This window comes from Cellvibrio sp. pealriver, assembly GCF_001183545.1.
In the GTDB taxonomy this organism is placed as follows: Bacteria; Pseudomonadota; Gammaproteobacteria; order Pseudomonadales; family Cellvibrionaceae; genus Cellvibrio.
In genome coordinates this window covers 2,116,154-2,135,962 of sequence record NZ_KQ236688.1, presented here as the reverse complement: position 1 = coordinate 2,135,962, position 19,809 = coordinate 2,116,154, and the positions used below count along the sequence as shown (strand labels likewise).

General features: G+C 47.9%; 20 protein-coding genes. 10 read left to right on the top strand and 10 right to left on the bottom strand.

The genetic code is table 11. From position 1 onward, the window contains the following. Positions 1-53: 53 nt before the first annotated feature. Positions 54-824, bottom strand: coding sequence for a DUF6748 domain-containing protein (locus tag VC28_RS09260; RefSeq protein WP_049630387.1), 771 nt, complete (start codon positions 822-824; stop codon positions 54-56). Positions 825-1,070: 246 nt separating this feature from the next. Between VC28_RS09260 and VC28_RS09255 the strand changes: the two genes are divergently transcribed. After that, positions 1,071-1,988 (top strand): VanZ family protein, encoded by a 918-nt coding sequence (locus VC28_RS09255; protein ID WP_156184311.1) that lies wholly within the window; start codon positions 1,071-1,073, stop codon positions 1,986-1,988. Between the two features lie 250 nt (positions 1,989-2,238). Here the strand turns inward: VC28_RS09255 and VC28_RS09250 are convergent, their stop codons facing one another. Then, on the bottom strand, positions 2,239-2,445 hold the full coding sequence (locus VC28_RS09250; protein WP_049630385.1) for a PA3496 family putative envelope integrity protein: 207 nt from the start codon (positions 2,443-2,445) through the stop codon (positions 2,239-2,241). 235 nt (positions 2,446-2,680) lie between these two features. On the opposite strand from VC28_RS09250, the gene VC28_RS19985 reads away from it, so the two are divergent. Together VC28_RS19985 and rimK are read left to right on the top strand one after the other, a co-directional pair. Next, positions 2,681-3,145, top strand: a complete 465-nt coding sequence (locus VC28_RS19985) for an ATP-dependent zinc protease family protein (RefSeq protein WP_082191690.1) — start codon at positions 2,681-2,683, stop codon at positions 3,143-3,145. A gap of 84 nt (positions 3,146-3,229) precedes the next feature. Continuing rightward, positions 3,230-4,135 carry a 30S ribosomal protein S6--L-glutamate ligase gene (gene rimK, locus VC28_RS19980; protein ID WP_049630383.1) on the top strand — a complete coding sequence of 302 codons (906 nt, stop codon included), beginning with the start codon at positions 3,230-3,232 and terminating at the stop codon, positions 4,133-4,135. Positions 4,136-4,178: 43 nt separating this feature from the next. On the opposite strand, the gene VC28_RS09235 is transcribed toward rimK, so the two are convergent. Beyond that, complete coding sequence (locus tag VC28_RS09235) at positions 4,179-6,497, bottom strand: sensor domain-containing protein (protein ID WP_053094180.1); 2,319 nt, start codon at positions 6,495-6,497, stop codon at positions 4,179-4,181. A gap of 476 nt (positions 6,498-6,973) precedes the next feature. Between VC28_RS09235 and VC28_RS09230 the strand changes: the two genes are divergently transcribed. Further along, positions 6,974-7,612, top strand: coding sequence for an STAS domain-containing protein (locus VC28_RS09230; protein WP_049630382.1), 639 nt, complete (start codon positions 6,974-6,976; stop codon positions 7,610-7,612). Positions 7,613-7,694: 82 nt separating this feature from the next. Here VC28_RS09230 and hisC read toward each other — a convergent pair whose 3' ends face one another. Beyond that, a complete protein-coding gene (gene hisC, locus VC28_RS09225; RefSeq protein WP_049630381.1) occupies positions 7,695-8,747 on the bottom strand; it encodes a histidinol-phosphate transaminase in 1,053 nt (350 codons plus the stop codon). Between the two features lie 59 nt (positions 8,748-8,806). Continuing rightward, positions 8,807-10,081 (bottom strand): beta-ketoacyl-ACP synthase II, encoded by a 1,275-nt coding sequence (fabF, locus tag VC28_RS09220; protein ID WP_049630380.1) that lies wholly within the window; start codon positions 10,079-10,081, stop codon positions 8,807-8,809. A 137-nt stretch (positions 10,082-10,218) separates the two neighbouring features. Here fabF and VC28_RS09215 point away from each other — a divergent pair, with 137 nt between their 5' ends. The 4 genes from VC28_RS09215 (at position 10,219) to VC28_RS09200 (ending at position 15,383) form a co-directional block, all read left to right on the top strand. Beyond that, complete coding sequence (locus VC28_RS09215; RefSeq protein WP_049630379.1) at positions 10,219-10,791, top strand: TetR/AcrR family transcriptional regulator; 573 nt, start codon at positions 10,219-10,221, stop codon at positions 10,789-10,791. 119 nt (positions 10,792-10,910) lie between these two features. Beyond that, on the top strand, positions 10,911-11,696 hold the full coding sequence (locus VC28_RS09210) for a TIGR01458 family HAD-type hydrolase (protein ID WP_049630378.1): 786 nt from the start codon (positions 10,911-10,913) through the stop codon (positions 11,694-11,696). 34 nt (positions 11,697-11,730) lie between these two features. Further along, positions 11,731-13,506 carry a peptide MFS transporter gene (locus VC28_RS09205; RefSeq protein ID WP_049630377.1) on the top strand — a complete coding sequence of 592 codons (1,776 nt, stop codon included), beginning with the start codon at positions 11,731-11,733 and terminating at the stop codon, positions 13,504-13,506. Positions 13,507-13,538: 32 nt separating this feature from the next. Beyond that, positions 13,539-15,383, top strand: coding sequence for a M2 family metallopeptidase (locus VC28_RS09200; protein WP_231591691.1), 1,845 nt, complete (start codon positions 13,539-13,541; stop codon positions 15,381-15,383). 16 nt (positions 15,384-15,399) lie between these two features. Here the strand turns inward: VC28_RS09200 and VC28_RS09195 are convergent, their stop codons facing one another. Further along, on the bottom strand, positions 15,400-15,645 hold the full coding sequence (locus VC28_RS09195; protein WP_049630376.1) for a Rho-binding antiterminator: 246 nt from the start codon (positions 15,643-15,645) through the stop codon (positions 15,400-15,402). A gap of 30 nt (positions 15,646-15,675) precedes the next feature. Continuing rightward, a complete protein-coding gene (locus VC28_RS09190; RefSeq protein WP_231591690.1) occupies positions 15,676-17,115 on the bottom strand; it encodes an MATE family efflux transporter in 1,440 nt (479 codons plus the stop codon). Between the two features lie 86 nt (positions 17,116-17,201). On the opposite strand from VC28_RS09190, the gene VC28_RS09185 reads away from it, so the two are divergent. Together VC28_RS09185 and VC28_RS09180 are read left to right on the top strand one after the other, a co-directional pair. Then, a complete protein-coding gene (locus VC28_RS09185) occupies positions 17,202-17,435 on the top strand; it encodes a FitA-like ribbon-helix-helix domain-containing protein (protein WP_049630375.1) in 234 nt (77 codons plus the stop codon). Beyond that, positions 17,422-17,841: a type II toxin-antitoxin system VapC family toxin gene (locus VC28_RS09180; RefSeq protein ID WP_049630374.1), complete on the top strand. Its 420-nt coding sequence runs from the start codon at positions 17,422-17,424 to the stop codon at positions 17,839-17,841. Before VC28_RS09185 ends, VC28_RS09180 begins: the two co-directional genes overlap by 14 nt. Here VC28_RS09180 and VC28_RS09175 read toward each other — a convergent pair. Genes VC28_RS09175 through VC28_RS09165 form a run of 3 tightly spaced genes read right to left on the bottom strand, consistent with a single transcriptional unit; the run spans position 17,838 to position 19,715 of the window. Next, entirely contained in the window at positions 17,838-18,458 is a 621-nt protein-coding gene (locus tag VC28_RS09175) for a histidine phosphatase family protein (RefSeq protein ID WP_049630373.1), read from the bottom strand. The two genes, VC28_RS09180 and VC28_RS09175, sit on opposite strands and share 4 nt — an antisense overlap. 1 nt (position 18,459) lies before the next feature. After that, positions 18,460-18,975, bottom strand: a complete 516-nt coding sequence (gene cobU, locus VC28_RS09170) for a bifunctional adenosylcobinamide kinase/adenosylcobinamide-phosphate guanylyltransferase (protein ID WP_049630372.1) — start codon at positions 18,973-18,975, stop codon at positions 18,460-18,462. Beyond that, positions 18,972-19,715, bottom strand: coding sequence for an adenosylcobinamide-GDP ribazoletransferase (locus tag VC28_RS09165; protein ID WP_049630371.1), 744 nt, complete (start codon positions 19,713-19,715; stop codon positions 18,972-18,974). Before VC28_RS09165 ends, cobU begins: the two co-directional genes overlap by 4 nt. Positions 19,716-19,809: the final 94 nt, after the last annotated feature.

Genomic DNA, 19,809 nt, shown 5'->3' with positions numbered 1-19,809 from the left:
TGCTAAATAAAAAAGCCGCGAGCAAATCAATGCTCGCGGCTTTTTTATTGTCGTTATTTTTTTGCTGGATAAGCAAAAAATACTTGTGTCGCTGCTATACCAATTCCTTTGCCGGGTTCTGCACCGGTTTCATTGAAACCCGTTGTCTCATAGGTGGTGCCGGTGACGATCAAACCTGTTGTTGAAATCGCTTCCCAGGCAGCTGCTTCCTGTTCTTCCGTCAGGGTTGCTTTTTCCAGTGAAAAATCATGGAAGTGGGTGTTGTAATCACTGTTGATCAACGCCGCATTAAATGACGGGCAGGGCGTGGTGATACAAAAAATACCGGTGCTGGTGATATTTAAATAAGTGCCTACCGGTACATTTTTATTCGCACTGATCCATGCACCATTGGCAACCAATGTCTTGGTGCTGGTGATGATTTTTCCGCTGGTGGGTGATTTGGTCAGTGAACCACGCACTAACACTTGTTCGGTGCGAATAGCGTTTTCAAGTTCGGCAATTTGCTTTTTGCTAAGCCCGAGTCGCTTGTAATTAATGTAGGCCACATAAATGCTGTTGGGTAACTGCGCTGAGTTTTCATACGCCTGGTCTTCGGTTTCCAGTTGCATTGAGTATTGGTTGACTGGTGTTAAATGCCAACCGCCACACATTGGAAACGCACATTTGCGATAATCGGGTTTTACAATGTAAGTCGTGCCTGTCGGGTGAGGGGTGACGGGCGATTTTGCGTGAGCGCCTACGCCTATCAGTGCCAGTGAAAACACAAGCCATGATAGGGCGATTTTGATCCTGCTCTGCAGTGAACGGGTTATGCTGTTCATAATCGTAAATCCTGTTATGTGGTTGAATAAAGTGACCTTGTTTTTTCGATCTCGTTCATTCGCAATTCGTTAATCTGATTGTGTTGCGACCTGAGTATCAGGCAAAGATGCGATTGCCACAAAAACATCTGAGCCGACCTAATACTAAACCTTGCATCGATTTAGTCATTACAGATTGCCAAGCCAGACGCCAGGTATTTGTAATAAATTGTTCTAATGTTCGCTATTTCAGTAATGGAGTTAGAGTTGAAAGTAAGTTTTCCTTCGTGGTTGTTGGGTTTGGTTGTTCTGATATTGGCACCTTTGTTTTTTTGGGGAGGTGCAGATTTCTATTCTGCAGAGGTTATTAAGAACCTGTGGGATTTTGGGCATATCATTTTTTTTACTGTTTTATTGTTACTGATTCAATCTATTAAGCCTCTTGCAGGGTGGCGCGAGTGGCTATGGGTTTCGGTGGGTGTATTGGTTTTGGGGGGGATTATTGAAATCGCCCAATCTTTTGTCGGGCGCAACGTAAGTTGGAACGATGTATTACATAATCTTTTTGGTGCATGGCTGGGTTTGTTTTGGGGGCAAAAACCAACGAGGAAGATATGGTGTTTGCGCGTTGCCAGCCTGTGTTGTGTATTGCCATCGGCATGGCTAATTATCGATTCCGCGTGGGCAGATGTCACAATGCGCGCACAGTTTCCGATGATTAATCGCTTTGAATCGCGCGCAGAAATAGCACAGGTTCGCGTGAATGGCGCGACTAAGGCTTTTTACCAGGATAACACTGGTGCGCAGCATGGTTCACAGGTTTTGGCAGTGCAGTTAAGCACACAACAATATGCGGGCATCAGTTTGGTTGGTCCTTACGGAAATTGGGCGGGTCATCAATTTTTAGTGATGGATTTTTATAATCCAGATCCGGAGCCCTTGGTTTTGGTACTTAAAATTTCCGATTACCAACATGACATCGGCAGTAATAAATTCGCGGATAGGTTCAATTATCCTGTGGTGCTAACGACGGGGTGGAACGAAGTTCGTATCAAGGTGGATGACATTCAAAGTGCGCCAAAGGAGCGCGATATGCAATTGGATGCAATAACAGGTTTTGCCGTATTTGCCGCTAAATTACCCGCACCGCGAACTTTCTATTTGGACAATATCCGTTTGGAGTAACATCTGGATGGTTGTGATTTTCCCACTATAAAAATTAAATCGGTAATGCGAAGCTCTGGCCTGTTATCGGTAAATGAATTGTCAAAAATGCAGGTAAAAAAATACTGCCGTTATCTGAAAAGATAAGGCAGTATCTGAGTGTTGTGGCGCTGTGGATATTGACCGAATACCTGTATCAGGTTGCTATTACGCTTTTTATTCCGCGCGCTCTTCGTTGCCCTGTGAGGGCATTTACTTGCAAGTCTGACGCTTAAAAGTCCAAATCAGACAGATCATCGTATCCCAGTTGATCCTTGATGCGACGACGCTCCAGACGATCTTCGATTTTGCGGCGCATTTCCAGTGTGTGCTGGCTGGCTTCTTTACCCGTGAGTTTCGGGGTAGCCTCTTCATCTTCGGTTTCGATGCTAACATCACTGATCAGATCAGTATCTTGTGACTCTACATCAACTGACATAAAACTACTCCAACATTGACAGAGAGAGGGTAGGTGGATCGATTCCCCGGAGGGAGGAATTTGACCCGCGCTATTTACCATAGCCCATAAAAAAACAAAAGAAAAATTGCTGGGCAGGATCAAAATTTTTCTTTTTACCTTGGCTTGGATCTGAGGTACAAAGCGCGCCTGTCCTTAGCTGTTTGAGTGGATCAGTTCCAAGGCAATTGCACTTGATAATCCGGAGGTTCTGGTGGTGATAAAAAAACAGCCTGAAGTCATCGGTTGGCGTGAATGGGTGGGCTTGCCTGCTTTTGGAATTGGCGCTATCAAAGCCAAAGTCGATACAGGCGCACGCACCAGTGCCCTGCATGCCTATTACGTTACGCCGTTTGAAAAAGATGGCAAGCCTTGGGTGCGGTTTGGCCTGCATCCCTTGCAGAAAGACAGTCTGACCTGCATTGAGTGCGAGGCACCCGTTAAAGATGTGCGCATGGTGACTGATTCAGGCGGCCACAAAGAAGAGCGGGTGGTGATAGATACCACGTTATCGATCAACGGTATGACATTCTCGATGGAAGTAACCTTGACCGACCGCGAGAATATGCGCTTTCGTATGCTGCTAGGCCGTAGCGCCCTTAAACAAGGTTTTCTGGTCGATAGCGGTAAATCCTTCTTGTTGGGCGGTAACAAAAACCATCCGCCGATAGCATCTATGTAAAACATCTATGTAGGCATGGTTGCTACAGCATCAATGCATTACCACAGTTTTCTTTAATCCCTTTATTTTCTGACCAGGTTTCCTATGAAAATCGCCATTTTGTCGCGTAATCGCCGCTTGTATTCCACCCGTCGGTTGGTGGAGGCTTGCACTAAACGTGGCCATGAAGTGCGCGTGCTCGATATTCTTAAATGCTACATCGATATTGCATCAGACAGCCCCGCCATTTGGTACATGGGTGAGCGCTTGGAAGATTTTGATGCAGTCATCCCCAGAATTGGCGCATCAGTGACACATTATGGATTGGCGGTAATCCGTCAATTCGAAATGATGGGGGTTTATTGCCTCACTGAATCCATTGCCTTGGGACGTTCGCGCGACAAGTTACGCGCACTGCAATTGCTATCACGCAAAGGTATTGGCCTGCCTAAAACCAGCTTTGCCTACAACGTCCACGATGCCAAAGAGCTGATCAAATTGGTTGGTGGTACGCCGCTGGTTCTGAAACTGTGCGAAGGCACCCAAGGGCGCGGCATAGTGCTGGCCGAAACCCAGAAAGCTGCGGAAAGTGTAATTGAAGCCTTCCGCGAGTTGCGTGCCGAGTTTCTGGTACAAGAGTTCATCAAAGAAGCCAATGGCAGCGACCTGCGCTGTTTTGTCATTGGTGACAAAGTGGTCGCTGCCATGGAACGCACGGCTGCCGAGGGCGAGTTCCGCTCCAACCTGCATCGCGGTGGTTCGGCCAAGCTCGCCAAGCTGACCCCCACCGAGCGACGCACGGCCATTAAAGCAGCACAGACCATGGGGTTGCATGTTGCGGGGGTGGATTTGTTGCGTTCAGCACGTGGGCCGTTGGTGATGGAGGTGAACTCGTCGCCGGGGTTGGAGGGTATAGAAGGGGCAACCGGTAAAGATGTAGCGGATGCGATAGTGGCATTTGTTGAAGAAAACGCGCGCCCCAATGCCAATAAAACACGTGGGAAAGGCTAACCCCGGTTACTCAAAATACCCGCGCCAATAAAAAAGGGAGCCATCAGGCTCCCAGTTTCATTTGGGTGTCCAGATGGACAATGGTGCCGTCGAAATAAAAGCGGCCATTGTGGAAATGATTTTCCAGTTGTTTTGCCGTCATGGGTTTGGCATAGAGGAAGCCTTGCGCCTGGTCGCACCCCATCTCGCGCAGCCATTCCGCTTGCGGTTCTGTTTCTACCCCTTCTGCGACTACCCGCATCTGCATGTTATGGGCAAGGCCGATAATCGATTTCGCGATGGCCGCATCGTTATCGTCATCGTGGATGTCATTAATAAAACTGCGGTCAATCTTCAGTTTTTGGATAGGGAAGCGCTGCAGGTACGCGAGTGATGAGTAGCCAGTACCAAAGTCATCAATCGCCAGAAACATACCCATTTGTTTTAATTGGTTTAACTGGGTGATCGTTTCACCCGCGTGTTCCATTGCGCAGCTTTCGGTGATTTCCAGCTCCAGATATTTCGCTTCCAGCCCTGTCTCTTTGAGGATGGCTTCTACCTTGCCAGGGAAGTTTTTCTGACGGAATTGACGCGGTGATAAGTTCACCGCAATTTTGCCAACATACTTATTGGCATCCAACCAAAGTTTTTGTTGGCGGCAGGCCTCGCGCAATACCCATTCACCAATCGGTACGATCAGGCCGGTTTCTTCGGCCAGCGGGATAAAGTGAGCAGGGGATACCAAACCGCGGTCCGGATGCTGCCAGCGCACCAAGGCCTCTACACCCATCATCTCGCCAGTGCGTAAATCCACTTGAGGCTGGTAATAGAGCACCAGTTGTTGTTGTTCTATCGCGCGGCGCAAGTCGTTTTCCAGCAGCAGGTAATTTACTGCCGTGGCATTCATCCCCTTTGTGTAGAACTGACAGTTGTTTTTGCCTGCTTCTTTCGCTTTATACATGGCGATGTCGGCGTTTTTCAGTAGCTCGTCAGTATCACCGCCATCTTCCGGAAAAATACTGACACCGATACTGACCGTGGTGGAAATATTGTGGCCGCTAATTTCAATCGGGCGCGACAGCGTCGTGAGTAGTTTGTTGGCAACAAACACCACATCTTCCATGTCGTGTATGCCTTCAAGTACGACTACAAACTCATCGCCACCCAGACGCGCCACTGTATCCATATCACGCACGCCTTCATTGAGGCGCATAGCGATGGCTTTCAGCAGAATATCCCCTGCATCGTGCCCCAGACTGTCGTTGATATTTTTGAACCGGTCGATATCCAACAGCATCAGCGCGAGTTTGGATTCGCTGCGGCGCGCGCGTGCAAGGCCGTGATAAATCCGATCATAAAAAAGTGAGCGGTTGGGCAAAGAGGTAAGCGAGTCGTGAAATGCCATGTAATTCAGGCGCGACTGCTGTTCGCGCAGCGCATTTTCGGCGAGTTTACGTTCGGAAATATCGGTACCAATAGTACAGACACCAAAGACGTTATTTTCTTTGCTGCGCAGTGGAAACTTCACCATCAGATAGGTGTGTTGGCTGCCGTCTTTGTGCATCAAATCCAATTCAACTTCATAAGTCTGTTGTTTGGTTTTGGTGGCTTTATCGATTTCCCACATGGATTGGGCAACATCTTTTGGATAGACATCAAACACGTTTTTACCAACAAAACCTGTTTCATCAATGTTGGCCATTTGCTTGTAGTGTTCGCTGGCGAGCACTACGTTGCCATCCAGATCTTTAACTGAAATCAGTGCAGGAGAGTAACGCAAAATAGCGTTCAGATAAGTTTCGCTTGCCCAGAGTGCTTGCTCTGCAACGCGGAAGCGCTCGGCTTGCTCCTCGTGGTGCCACATATCAATTACTTGACGTACGAGCAGTGAGCTAAAGGTCCATACAGTATCCAATTCGGCAACGGTTTTTTGCAGTTGCTGCAAACCCTGCGCGGACTCCATATAAAACACGGCAATGGTTTTGTGTCTTTCTTTAATTGGGTGCAAATAACAGGAATGGGTGCCTTTCTGTACGAACAGTGCTCCCATACGGCTAATGGTGTCCTGATCAAGTGCGCAAGGTAAACCGGTATCAAACACCTGATGTATGTATTGATGCGGGAGATAATTCAAGCGGCTGAGAGAGGTCGCAACGCCGTTGACAAAAGGTTCATCCAAACCGGATGACGCTATAGCTTCAACATAAAGATGGCTGTCGCGCTCAACAATTAATACAGCGCGGCTAATGGTTCGTTTGGCAATAACCAGTTTTACCAAGCGTTCGGCAATTTGTTTATGGTTTAAGTCAGTAAAAAGTTGCTGGAACTTTTTAATTAACTCAATGGCAGTATTTTTTGGCTGCCCTGATTCACTCGTCTGCATAATCGCTCAATTGGGGTGATCGTTTCGCTATTTAGTGCATCTTGCCATGGCATTTGTCTCTCACAAGGGCAGACCACTAACACTAAAAAACCTAACTAATGGCACTCTTCCGGTGCCTGCACGTCCCAAATTTCTATATCGAATCAGCACTTTACAACAAAAAAGTGCGTTAGCGCTTTTTTTTATGATAAATAAATTGGTAAGTCGTGTTTGCGCTAAAAACATCCCAGGCTTTTGAGTCTGTGAGGATCGGGAAGTGTTTCCAAAATTCCCAAATAGCAGCATATTTTGGCTAAAAGATGAAATATGTGCCAATAATATGTTTTCATAAGTTGAGTGAAAAACGCGCGCTTTCGCGCAGTGATCTTCTTGATACCCGTGCAAGGCTCTACACCAAACTCGCTTTTGGCTATAGCTGCACTAAAATTTAAATAGCGATATTAGTCCAGCAGTGCATTGCATTTATGGAGTGCTCTATGCGCCATCATGTTCCTTTTGTAGGTGAGCGAAAGGTTGTGCGTGCCAATGATGAATCGGCGCGCGCAAAGCGTACCAGTGGCCGTGTGATTGATGACGTTGTGGGTGAAGGCCCCCAGGAAAGCAGCTGGGATGATGTCGTGCCGGAAGGTTGGCTTGATAAAACCAAACCTGTGCCTGCGAAGCCTGCCGCTCATGCGTCTGTTCCGCGCGCACATGTTCCATTAAAAGCGGGCTCAGCTAAAACGGCACCTGCAAAAAAGAAACTGGCTTCATCAGTCAATGCAATTACCTTTTCTGACTCGCCCAGCTTGGACTGGGTATCGATTAATAGCGGGCGCGGTTTACGTGTCAGTATTCATGGAAATATAGACAATAACCTGCGCAAAGAGTGGAGCCGGTTGCTTGAGGAAACGGAAGGAACTGACATCAAAGAGTTTGAATTTAATTTAAATGAAACACCTGCGTTGAGTTTGACAGGTCTCGGGATGTTGTTGCTTTTTAAAGAGCGCAAAAGATCAGCGCGCGATGCGATTAAACTGTGTAACTGTAATAAAGAAGTTGCGCAATTATTGGAATGGACCGGAATGGATAAATATTTTGTCATCCAAAACACGCAAATATCTGAAATGAATTAAGCCCGTTACCACACTGGTAAATATAAAAAAGCCCGGATTCGCATCCGGGCTTTTTTATGCTTCTGATATGTATCTACACCACTCAATATGTTTTCAAGGCGGCGATCATGGCTTGCATTTGTTCATCGGTGCCAATAGTGATACGCAGGAATTGGTTAATGCGTGGCTTATTGAAATAGCGCACCAGAATTTTATGGTCGCGCAAATATTGCGCAACATCGGCTGCTTTTTTTCCTACAGGTTCTGCAAATACAAAATTTGCTTGCGATGGCAGCACCTTAAAGCCCAGCTTTTCCAGTTCACTGACTGTCCAATCCCGAGTGGCAATAATTTTATCGCGGCAGGATTGAAAGTAAGCTTCATCTTCAAATGCAACGATAGTTGCCGCTTCGGCAATACGATCTATAGGATAGGAATTGAATGAGTTTTTAACGCGATCCAGTGCATCAATCAGGTCTTTGTTGCCCACAGCAAATCCAACGCGCATTCCCGCGAGTGAGCGCGATTTGGAGAGTGTTTGCACCACTAATAGATTGGGATATTTATCCACCAGTTTGATTGCCGTTTCTGCACCAAAATCGACGTAAGCTTCATCTACCACCACAACTGATTCAGTATTTTTTTGCAGCAATGCTTCTATTTCGGCCAGTGGTTTACCAATCGCAGTCGGGGCGTTAGGGTTGGGGAAAATAATGCCGCCGTTGTCGGTTGGGTAATCGGCGAAATCAATGGTGTAGTCGTCGCGCAGCGGAATGGTTTTTTCTTCGATTCCGAACAATTTGCAATACACAGGATAAAAGCTGTAGCTAATATCCGGAAACAGTAGCGGTTTGCCCTGCTGGAAAAAGGCCATAAATAACAAGGCCAACACCTCATCCGAGCCATTACCTACAAAAACTTGCTCGGGCGTGACCTTGTAATAATTGGCGATGGTGGTTTTCAGTTTTTTGGAGTTGGGGTCCGGATAAAGGCGCAGTCTGTCGATGGCATCATGAGTAATCAGATCAATCACTTTGGGCGAGGGCGGGTAAGGGCTCTCGTTAGTGTTTAATTTGATTAACCCATCAATTTGCGGTTGCTCGCCGGGCACATAAGGCTCCAGCTCGCGCACCACAGGACTCCATAACTTCGACATGACCGCTCCTCAGCAGTGATTTAAAAAGAGCAGGCAGTATACGCGTTGGCAGTGCAGCCTCACACCCAGCGTTTTAACAAAATACTGGCGTTCACCCCACCAAAACCAAAGCCATTGGAAATGGCGTGTTCAATGATGGCTGGGCGCGCGTGCCCGTGAACAATATCCACACCGGCGGCATCTTCATCTGGATTCTCCAGATTCAGTGTTGGCGGGATGAGCTGATCGCGCAGTGCCAGCGCGGTAAATATCGTTTCCATGCCTCCGGCAGCGCCGAGTAAATGCCCGGTGGCAGATTTGGTCGAAGTCACCGCGATTCCGGCATCAAGGCCGAATACCCTTTTAATGGCCGCCAATTCGCCTTTATCGCCCACCGGTGTTGAGGTTGCATGCGCATTCAAATGTTGGATTTGATGCGGTGTAATTCCAGCTTGCCTGATGGCTATTTCCATTGCGCGTTTTGCGCCGTCGCCATCTTCCGGGCCGGAGGTGAGGTGATAGGCATCGGCGCTGGTGCCGTAACCGATAATTTCAGCAATGGGCTTCGCACCGCGTGCCAAAGCGTGCTCAAGCGATTCAATGACCAGAATGCCCGCACCTTCGCCCATCACAAAGCCATCGCGATCGCGGTCAAACGGCCTCGACGCTTTTATGGGTTCTTCGTTAAAACCGGTAGACAGCGCGCGCGCCGCCGCAAACCCGCCCAAACTGACCGCATGAACGGTGGCCTCGGTGCCGCCGCAAATGGCGATATCCGCTTCGCCGCTGCGAATCAGGCGCGCTGCGTCGCCAATCGCCTGAACCCCTGCCGCGCAAGCAGTTACCGGTGCGCCCAGCGGGCCTTTGAATCCGTAATGAATGGAGATATGCCCGGCCGCCAGATTGACCAGAAACGATGGGATGGTAAAGGGCGATAATTTGCGCGGCCCGCGTGTATCCACAGTGCGGACGGCATCGGCAATTGCCGGGAAGCCGCCCACACCCGATGCAATGATTGTCGCTGTGCGCTCGCGTTGTTCATCGGTCTGCGGTGCCCATTGTGCTTGTTTAATCGCTTCATCGGCGGCAACCAGTGCCAACACAATAAAACGGTCCATCTTGCGTTGGTCTTTCGGGGAAACGATTCCATCCGCATCAAGCCCGCCTATCGCATCTTCTGAAAGTGAAGGTACTAGTCCGCCCACTTTCGCGGGTAAGTCACCAACAATATCCTCATTCAGGCGGCGCAGACCGGACTTCCCGGCTAACAGTTGTTGCCACACATGCTCCACTCCGCAGCCCAAGGGGGATGCCAGGCCCATGCCGGTAATAACGATACGTGTTGAGGTGCCCATGGCATGCTCCTATTTTTCATGATGGTCGTCATATATAAAATTATATGATGGTCGTCATGTATAATGTCAAACACTATTTGTGTCATAGCATTATGGCTGGTAGGTTGAATCAAAATGCGTTGATGGGGGAAATAACGATGAAAGTCAGCAGAGAACAGGCTGCCGAAAACCGCGGAAAAATTTTACAGGCTGCTGCGCAATTATTCCGGGAGAAAGGTTTTGATGGTATCGGAATTGCCGACCTGATGAAAAAAGTTGGTTTAACGCACGGCGGATTTTATGGGCACTTCGCCTCAAAGGAAGATCTGATGTCACAGGCGTGTGACTATGCGGTGGATGAACTTTTGGAGCTGGGGCAGGTAAATAACCCTGCGTCTGCAAAAGAAGGTAATCGCTATAAAACGTTTATCACCCGTTACCTGTCTGGTGAGCATCGCGATAATCCCGGCCAGGGTTGCCTGATGGCAGCCTTAGGGGCGGATGCCGCGCGGCAAACACCGCAGGTTAAGCAGGCTTTCACGCAGAGTTTTAACCGCTTGCTGAATGCACTTATTCAGTTGTTGCCATTAACTAAAACGCCGGCAGCAAGGCGAGAACAGGCGATACTAACAATGGCAACCCTGGTGGGTGCCCAGGTGATGGCACGTGCGGTAGACGACCCGGTACTGTCGCAAGAGATACTAAAAGTAGTACAAAAAAATCTACATTAACCTTGGCAAAAGTTGCCATGCTGGTGTGTTTATTGCCTGCGTTTATTGCATGAATGGTATTTAAAACAGCGCTATAGTTCAGAGAGACAGCCTCTGTGGAATGTTTACAGGAGTCACTTATGAAGCGTATACCGCAACTCATCATGCTTGATCTGGATGGAACCCTGTATGTTGGCAGGCAGCCAATTCCGGGTGCGATTGAATGCCTCCGGCAATTGCGTAAGCGCGGTATACAGTTGCGCTTTCTTACCAACACCACGACCAAATCCCAGGATGAATTGGTCGCCCAATTACGGGTGATGGGCTTTAGCCTTGAAGAGGAGGAGCTGATCAGTGCGCCTGTCGGTGCAAGGCTCGAATTATTGAGTTTGCAACAAAAGTTGCAGCGGCCTGTGCGTATATGGCCTGCTGTGGCTGACAGCATCAAACAGGATTTTTCAGAGTTTTTCTGGGACGAATACACGCCCGATTATGTTGTACTGGGTGATATAGGTGATGCATGGGATATCACATTAATCAACCGGCTATTTAATGTGATCCATTCCGGTGCGGAATTAATTGCTTTGCATAAAAATCGTTTCTGGCAAACAGAGGAAGGGCTCAAAGCCGACATAGGATTTTTTGTTGCAGGGCTTGAGTATGTGTGCAGTAAACCTGCACGCGTGATGGGTAAACCCAATCGCGATTTTTTCAAACGAGTGTTAGATTCTGCCGGTGTTGATGCTATGGATGCGTTGATGGTGGGCGATGATATTGACAGCGATGTAGGTGGTGCCCAACAAATGGGTGTTCGTGGCTGCCTGGTGCGCACCGGAAAATATCGCGCAGCCTACGCAGAACAATCGCCCGTAAGGCCGAATTACATAATAGATTCTATTGCTGGATTAATTGAATTGGTGCGATGACGTATCGTTAATGTGAGTTAATGAGAGAGTAATAATGATAACAAACAACAATGATTTTCTTGGCCATCCCAAAGGGCTTTATGTATGTTTTGCAACGGAAATGTGGGAGCGGTTTTCATTTTACGGGATGAAATATCTCCTGTTGTTATACCTCACTAAATACCATTTATTTTCCGATGGTGCCGGTCTGGACATTCTGGGTGCTTACGCCGGTTTGGTGTACGCGACGCCGGTAATTGGTGGTTTGATCGCCGACCGTTATTTAGGCACGCGCCGCGCAGTAATGTTGGGCGCTGTTATTTTATCGGTTGGCCATTTTTTAATGGCATTTGAAGGGCAGCAAGCGGTGCATTATCCCGCCGGTACGGTATTGGTTGAATCGCTTACTTTGAAAACCGGTGAAGTATTGGCAGCAGGTACAGTGCTCGCTAACGAAATTACGATTCAGGATACCGCCGCGTTAAATATTTTTTATTTGGCGATTGCGCTGATTGTGGTGGGTGTTGGTTTTTTAAAACCGAATATTTCGGTGATTGTTGGGCAGCTTTATCCAGCGAATGACCCGCGCCGCGATTCCGGATTCACCTTGTTTTACATGGGCATCAACGTCGGTTCTTTTATCGCTATTTTACTGTGTGGTTGGTTGGGCGAGACTTACGGCTGGAAGTACGGTTTTGGTCTTGCCGGCATCGGCATGGTGATTGGCATGCTGGTATTTATGTATGGCCAGCGTTACATCAAAGAGTATACCGAGTCCCCTTGCCCTGAATGGTTGATAGAAAAACGCGCGGGCATTAAACGCGAGTGGTGGATTTATCTTGGCAGTTTGTGTGCGCTTCCGGTTATCTGGTGGTTGGTGCAAAGCGAGCCGATTGTTCATATCACGCAAAATGTTTTTCTGTTGGTGGGTATTGTGGGGATTCTTGCGTATTCCATGATCCATTCTGCGCCTTGGGAATCAAAAAAATCGGTGATGATATTAGCCGCGTTGGTGATTGTTATTGGCTTGGGTAATGTCATGACGCAAAACAAAGTTATCCAAATATCAGAAGAAGGTGCCGAGCTTGCATTGTATGCCGCAATACTCGCGTTATTGGGGTTTGTGGTTTACGGTTTCTTGCGTCACCGCAGTGCGGAATTTACCCGCACTCTGGTGTTAATGGTGCTCACCCTTTCCGCAATTGTGTTCTGGTCCTTGATTGAACAATCCGCTGCATCCATGACGCTATTTGCCGATCGCGTATTGGATCGCGATGTGTTTGGCACCACGGTTGTTGCCAGCCAATTTCCGGCATTAAATCCTGCATTCATTATGTTACTCGCTATTCCATTAGCATTTTTGTGGCCATGGTTGGATGCGCGCGGTATGAATCCATCAACACCAGTGAAATTTTCCATCGGTATTATTTTTTCGGGTTTGGGTTTTGGGGCATTAGTATTGGGCGCACAATTTCCTAATGAGGTGGGCAAAGTAGCGATAATCTGGATGGTGCTCGCGTACTTGCTGCACAGTGTTGGAGAGATGTGCCTTTCACCGATTGGTTTATCGGCCGTGACGAAATTATCGCTGCCGCGCGTAGTCAGCGCGAGCATGGGCATTTGGTTTGTGGCAACGGCATTGTCGGAGACGCTGGCAACGCGCATATCCAAATGGGCGGCGATTGATCCATCGGCTAAAACCGATGTTGCCGCCATGTTGGCAACCTATACCGAATTGTTTGAATTCTTGATGTGGATGGGCGTAGGTGCCGGTATTTGTTTGTTGATTATTTCGCCTTTGCTTAAGCGTGGTATGGCGGGTGTTCGTTAACCAAAAACCAAATTTGTGATAGAGATTGTGTTATGAATAAACGACAAAAAATAATGACCAGTCGTGCAATAGCCGTGTGCGTAGCGAGTGTTTTTTTAGCAGCGTGCCAGCCATCGGCAGATACAAAAACTGAACAAAAAACCACTGCAAAATCTACCGATGAATTTATTGCCGATGTTAACCAGCGCTATCTGGATATGAACCGCGAAATGAACGCGGCGCAATGGGCTTATGTTACTTATATCAATGAAGATACCGCGCTGATCGCCGCAAAAACCTATGAACGGTACATGGAGTTTGAAAAAGGCGTGCTGGCAGAAGCGCGCGAATTCAAACAATCACCAATGTCAGCATCCACCGCCAAGGCGTATACCAATTTAACCTTGGGTAAAACATTGTTACCACCCGACACTGCAGCGGAACGCGCAGAGCTTGCGCAATTGGGCACCCACATGGAAGGTGTTTACGGCGCAGGAAAATATTGCAAAACAATCAATGGTAAACAAGATTGCCGCGATTTAAACCAGCTTTCCGATGTGTTGGTCAAAAGCCGCAATTACGATGAATTACTGGATGCCTGGACGGGTTGGCGAACCGTTTCACCCGCGTACAAAAACGATTACGCGCGCTTTATTGAGATAGCGAACGCAGGCGCACGCGCATATGGTTTCAGTGATTTGGGTGCATCCTGGAAATCCGGTTACGACATGCCCTCTGCCGATTTTGAAAAAGATGTGGAGCGTCTTTGGTCGCAAGTAGAGCCGCTGTATCAATCCTTGCATTGCAAAGTGCGCACAGATCTCGCGAAACATTATGGTGTCGATAAAGTGCCGCTCGATAAACCCATCCCTGCGCATCTGCTGGGCAATATGTGGAGTCAGGAGTGGGGCAATATTTATGATCTGGTAACGCCTTACCCGGGCGTAGGTGATCTTGATGTGACAGCGGCGTTAGTGAAAAGCAAAAAAGATGCAGTAGCGATTACGAAAACAGCCGAGCAGTTTTTTACCTCGCTCGGGTTGCGCGAATTACCGCAAAGCTTTTGGGAAAAATCCATGCTCACCAAACCGCGTGACCGCGAAGTGGTGTGTCATGCCAGTGCCTGGAATATGGATGCAAAAGACGATGTGCGTATTAAAGAATGTATAGAGCCGACGGAAGCGGAATTTACCACCATCCATCATGAGCTTGGCCATATTTATTATTACCTTGCCTACAACGACAAACCCTATTTATTTCAAAACGGTGCAAACGATGGTTTCCATGAAGCCATAGGCGACACCATTGTGTTATCCATGACGCCTGATTATTTAAAGCAAATTGGTTTGATCGATAAGGTGGAAAAAAATCAGCAAGCAGTTATCAACCAACAAATGAAAATGGCGCTGGATAAAGTTGCCTTTTTACCTTTTGGAAAAATTATTGATCAATGGCGCTGGCAAGTGTTTTCCGGAAAAGTAAAACCGGAGCAATACAATCAAGCCTGGTGGCAGCTGGTCAACCAATATCAAGGTATCCAATCGCCGGTGCCGCGTAGTGAAACGGATTTTGATGCGGGCGCAAAATACCATATCGCCGCTAACGTACCTTACACCCGTTATTTTATTGCCCACATTTTGCAATTCCAATTCCACAAAGCCTTATGCGATGCGGCGGGTTTTAAAGGTCCCTTGCATGAGTGTTCGATTTACAACAGCAAAGAAGCGGGCGCAAAACTGCAGGCGATGTTAGCGGCCGGTGCAAGTAAACCCTGGCAAGATGTGTTGGAAGAATCCATCGGCACCCGCGAGATGGATGCCTCTGCCATTCTGGATTATTTCGCGCCGCTCAAAACTTGGTTGGATGAGCAAAATAAAGGGCAGGCGTGTGGTTGGTGAAAATAAACGGCGTGGCTTATTGGAAACCGATTTTTTGTAGATGCGGATTTTCTACCAGCACTTCCAGTGTTTTGATGTGCTCCAGCACCACTAACTCTTCAACACCTTTTATATCTATTTTTAAGCATTCTTCCTTGTGATCATTGCGCTGGGTGTCCAGCGCAATGCCTTCCAGTGTATCACCCGTTATTAGTGTGAGTTTGATGGGGTAGCGGTACATGCACACTATTTCGATGTAATCGTGCTGATTACAACTGATCATAATCGTCTCCTTTGGCTCTTCAACAAGAGATTAGTGAGCGTCAACAAAAGATGAGTGATCGCTTGCTGCCGGTTTAAAGCGCAACATCCGCGTGGTAAGTAATATTGCGGCGCAAATTAATCCCACGGTCAATCCCATCCAAAACCCCGGAGCGCCAATCGGGTCGGTGATCCACTCTTTAAATGTCAGTGCATAACCTAACGGCAGTGAAATTCCCCAGAACGAAATCAGCATAATAAACATTGGGATTTTGGTATCTTTATAGCCGCGTTGCACGTTGATCATAGTCACTTGGATAACATCAGCAATTTGGAAAATAGCACCGAACATAAATAACTGCGCAGCCACTTTTTGCACCTCAGGGTCAGAGGTGTAAAGGCTGGCAAGCCAATCGCGGCCAAAAAATAAAATCGGTGCATTTATGCACGCAATTCCCAGTGCGAGCAGTAATGAACTGCGTGCAAGCAAGCGCGCTTCATCGGTATCTTGTGCGCCTACCAAAAAGCTCACGCGCAACGTAATTGCCATGCCCAAACTCATGGGCAACATAAACAGCAGCGATATCGCGTTCAACACAATCTGGTGGCCTGCAACCGTTGTTGCGCCCAGTGGTGCCAAAAATAATGCGATCATGCAAAACATGCTGACTTCAATAAACAGCGTAAACCCAATCGGCAGCCCGAGTTTTAGCAGGCGATTAATCTCGTTCCATTTGGGGGATGCCCAATTGCTAATCAGATGGAAATTTTTGTAAATGCTGCTGCGGTTTAAATACACCAGCAGCGCAAGTGTTGCGACCCAGTTGGAAATACTGGTTGCCCAACCACAACCAATACCGCCCATTGCTGGCAGTAGAAAAAATCCAAAATCAAAACCATATATAAACGCGTAATTCAGTGGCAGGTTCAGTAGCGTACTGATTAATGAAAACACCATGATCACACGTGTATGCCCTAAACCATCGGTAAGACCACGCAGTGCAGTCAGCAACAGCAACGCAGGAACACCCCAGGCAAACGCACTTAAATAACCGTCCGCAATTGCTGTGGTTGCTGCATCCAGTTTCAGCAATGTTAGTAAAGGGTCAAGATTCACCAAAAGCAACACCATCAACACCATTCCGGCGATGGCAATATAAATACCTTGCCAAACAGCTGGCATAATCTTGTGAAATTCCCCAGCGCCACGGTGGCCGGATATCGTCGGCTGCAGCGCGCCCAACACACCCACAAAAAACAACAGCACCGGCACCCACATACTCGTCCCTATACCAACCCCCGCCAAATCTTCCGCACTGGCATGACCGGCCATCACCGTATCAATAACTCCATTCGCCATTTGCGCAAGCTGCGCAATAAAAATCGGCGCCCCCAAAAGCGCAAGCTGCTTCCACTCTTGCAACATGCGCTGCATAAGTGTCTGGTTATGGTCAGGTAGGGTTTGCTGTTGGTCAGTCGGTAAAGGTTCCACAGGGTATCCGTTGGTATTCGCGATTTGAAGATGAATGATAGCAATGCTATCATTTGTGGCGATCTACTATCTACTGGGGTGCTGTCATGGCAAATTTAATAGTACGCAATGTCGATGATGCGATTGTACAAGCATTGAAGGCTCGTGCTGGGCTGGAAGGCATCAGTGCGGAGGCTGAACATAGAAAAATTCTGGAGCGCGCGCTCTTGCGCCCAGCCAAAAAAAGCTTTGCCGATGTGCTTCGCTCTATTCCCAAGGTAGGGGATGATTCGGACTTTGAGCGTCTACAGGACAAGGATGCGCGAGATGTATTTAATTGATACCAATGTAATTAGTGAGCTTCGTAAGACAGGTAATAATATTAATCAAGGTGTGAAAGCATTTTTCACGCAAGCAGCGCTGAGCGACACACCTATATACATTAGCGTTATTACGATTGGTGAATTACGCAGAGGCATTGAGTTGATTCGGCATCGTGGTGATGTGATGCAAAGCCAGAAACTGGAACTGTGGCTTAATCATGTGATTGAGGAGTATCAAGATCACATTCTGGAATTCTCGCAAGAGGCAGCGCAGGTATGGGGAGCGCTGCGCGTCCCTAATCATGAGAATGCATTGGACAAACAGATAGCGGCGACGGCACTTGTTTATGACCTTTACGTAGTGACAAGAAATTATGATGACTTTAAAAGCACCGGCGTAAAGGTGATTAATCCTTTTAGCTAACTATTCTCCTGTCTCCCAATCCATTTAATCAACGGCAACGCGCCCTTAAAATTCCCAACTTCTATTCTCGTACAACTCGCGTAATCGATTTGTAATTGTTTGAATAGGGCGGGGTTGCGCCAATCGAGTTGGAGTATGTGGGCGATAAGGATGCGGATCACGCCGCCGTGGCAAATGATTGCGCTGTGACCCGATTTGGGATTATTCATCAGCGATTCCCAGCCGGTGATGACGCGCGCGGCGAAATCGGTAAGGGATTCACCTTGTGGTGGTTGCATGCTGTGGGGGGAATGCCAGAAGGCTTCGATGTTGTTCCATTCATCGCCCAGTTCATCAAATGGGACTCCATCCCAAATACCAAAATCCATTTCTTGTAAATTTTCATCAACGTGCAGCAGAATTTTATGCTGTATAGAAAATTCTTGCGCGACTTGCAGGCAGCGAATTCGCGGTGAGCTGATGAGGTGATTTATGCGGCTATGCGAATGCAGGTGTTGCAATGTACGGGTTAAATCGTTATGGCCGGTTGCACTCAACGGAATATCGGTTGCACCATAAAGCGCAGCGGGGCCATCGACTTTTCCGTGGCGTATAAGGGTGATGATGCGGTTGTTCACGTTAATCACCTTTGAGTTGCAGTGGCAGGCCTGCGGCGATAAAAAATACCTTGTCGGCTGCTTGTGCAACGCGTTGGTTTAACCGCCCGGCTTCATCGACAAATGTGCGGCTGATTTCGCCTAATGGAATAATGCCCAAGCCCACTTCGTTGGCGACAAAAATAATATCGGCTTTTGCATTGGCGATGCTGGAAAGCAATTCATCGTATAGCTTGGAAAAATCTTGTTGCGGATAATGAAACAACTGGTTGTTCAACCACAGCGTTAAGCAATCCACCAAAATGAGTTGGTCTTTTTGCGCTTCCTGTGCAAGCGCTTCACTTAACGTTAATGGGCATTCAAGCAGTTGCCAATGTTGCGGCCGTTGTTGTTGGTGATGCGCAATGCGCGCGGCCATTTCATCGTCCAGCGCGGTTGCGGTGGCGATATACAACACTGATTTGTTGGATGCTTGCGCACGCGCTTCTGCATGGCGTGATTTTCCGGAACGTGCACCGCCAAGAATGAGTTCAATCATGATGCGAGCAAGACCCCATAAATAACCAGCTCACTGATTTGTTGCACAGCACCTAAGGTATCGCCGGTGTAACCGCCCAGTTGTTTTTTTAAATACAGTTTTGCCAGTGTGCGCACCAGCAACAGACAGGCAAGCAAATACACTGCGCTGGTGTGATCCACCAACAAAAATATCGGCAGTGTGCTGATGAGTAAAATGGTGAGATCGGTTTTGCTGAGCGTGGTGGCGATGGGTTTGCTTTTGCTGGTGTCAGCATCGGTGACGTACTGCATATCGGCAATCAGACTTACGGCAGTTGCACGCGATAACGGGTAAGCGATAAGCAGCGCGATCAGAATGTCGGTGTTTTCAATCAGCAATAAATATTTTCCAATCAATGCCATGAACAGTGCGCAAGCGCCATAAGTGCCAATGCGGCTGTCTTTCATAATCGCGAGTTTTTTATCGCGCGCAAAAGCACCGCCCAAACCATCGGCAGTGTCCGCTAATCCGTCTTCATGGAATGCACCGGTGAGTAACAGGCTAAATAGCATGGCCAACCACAAGCTGATGGTTTCAGGAAAAAGCGTTTGCGCTCCCCAAAATACCGCGGCAACCAGTGCGCCCAGCAACCAACCGACGAGCGTTAAGTAACGGCTGGATTGGTTGAGTTTTCCCGGTGAATATTCCACCCACTTCGGCATTGGAATCCGGCTGAAAAATCCGAGCGCGAGAAAAAATAAATTGAGTTGGTTTTTCATAAATATCTGATTGTGAATCGCAGGAGCGGATGACAAGCCTACAGGGATGTATTCACGGCGTGTCTTGTAAAGTCATCCATTCCTGCGATGGATT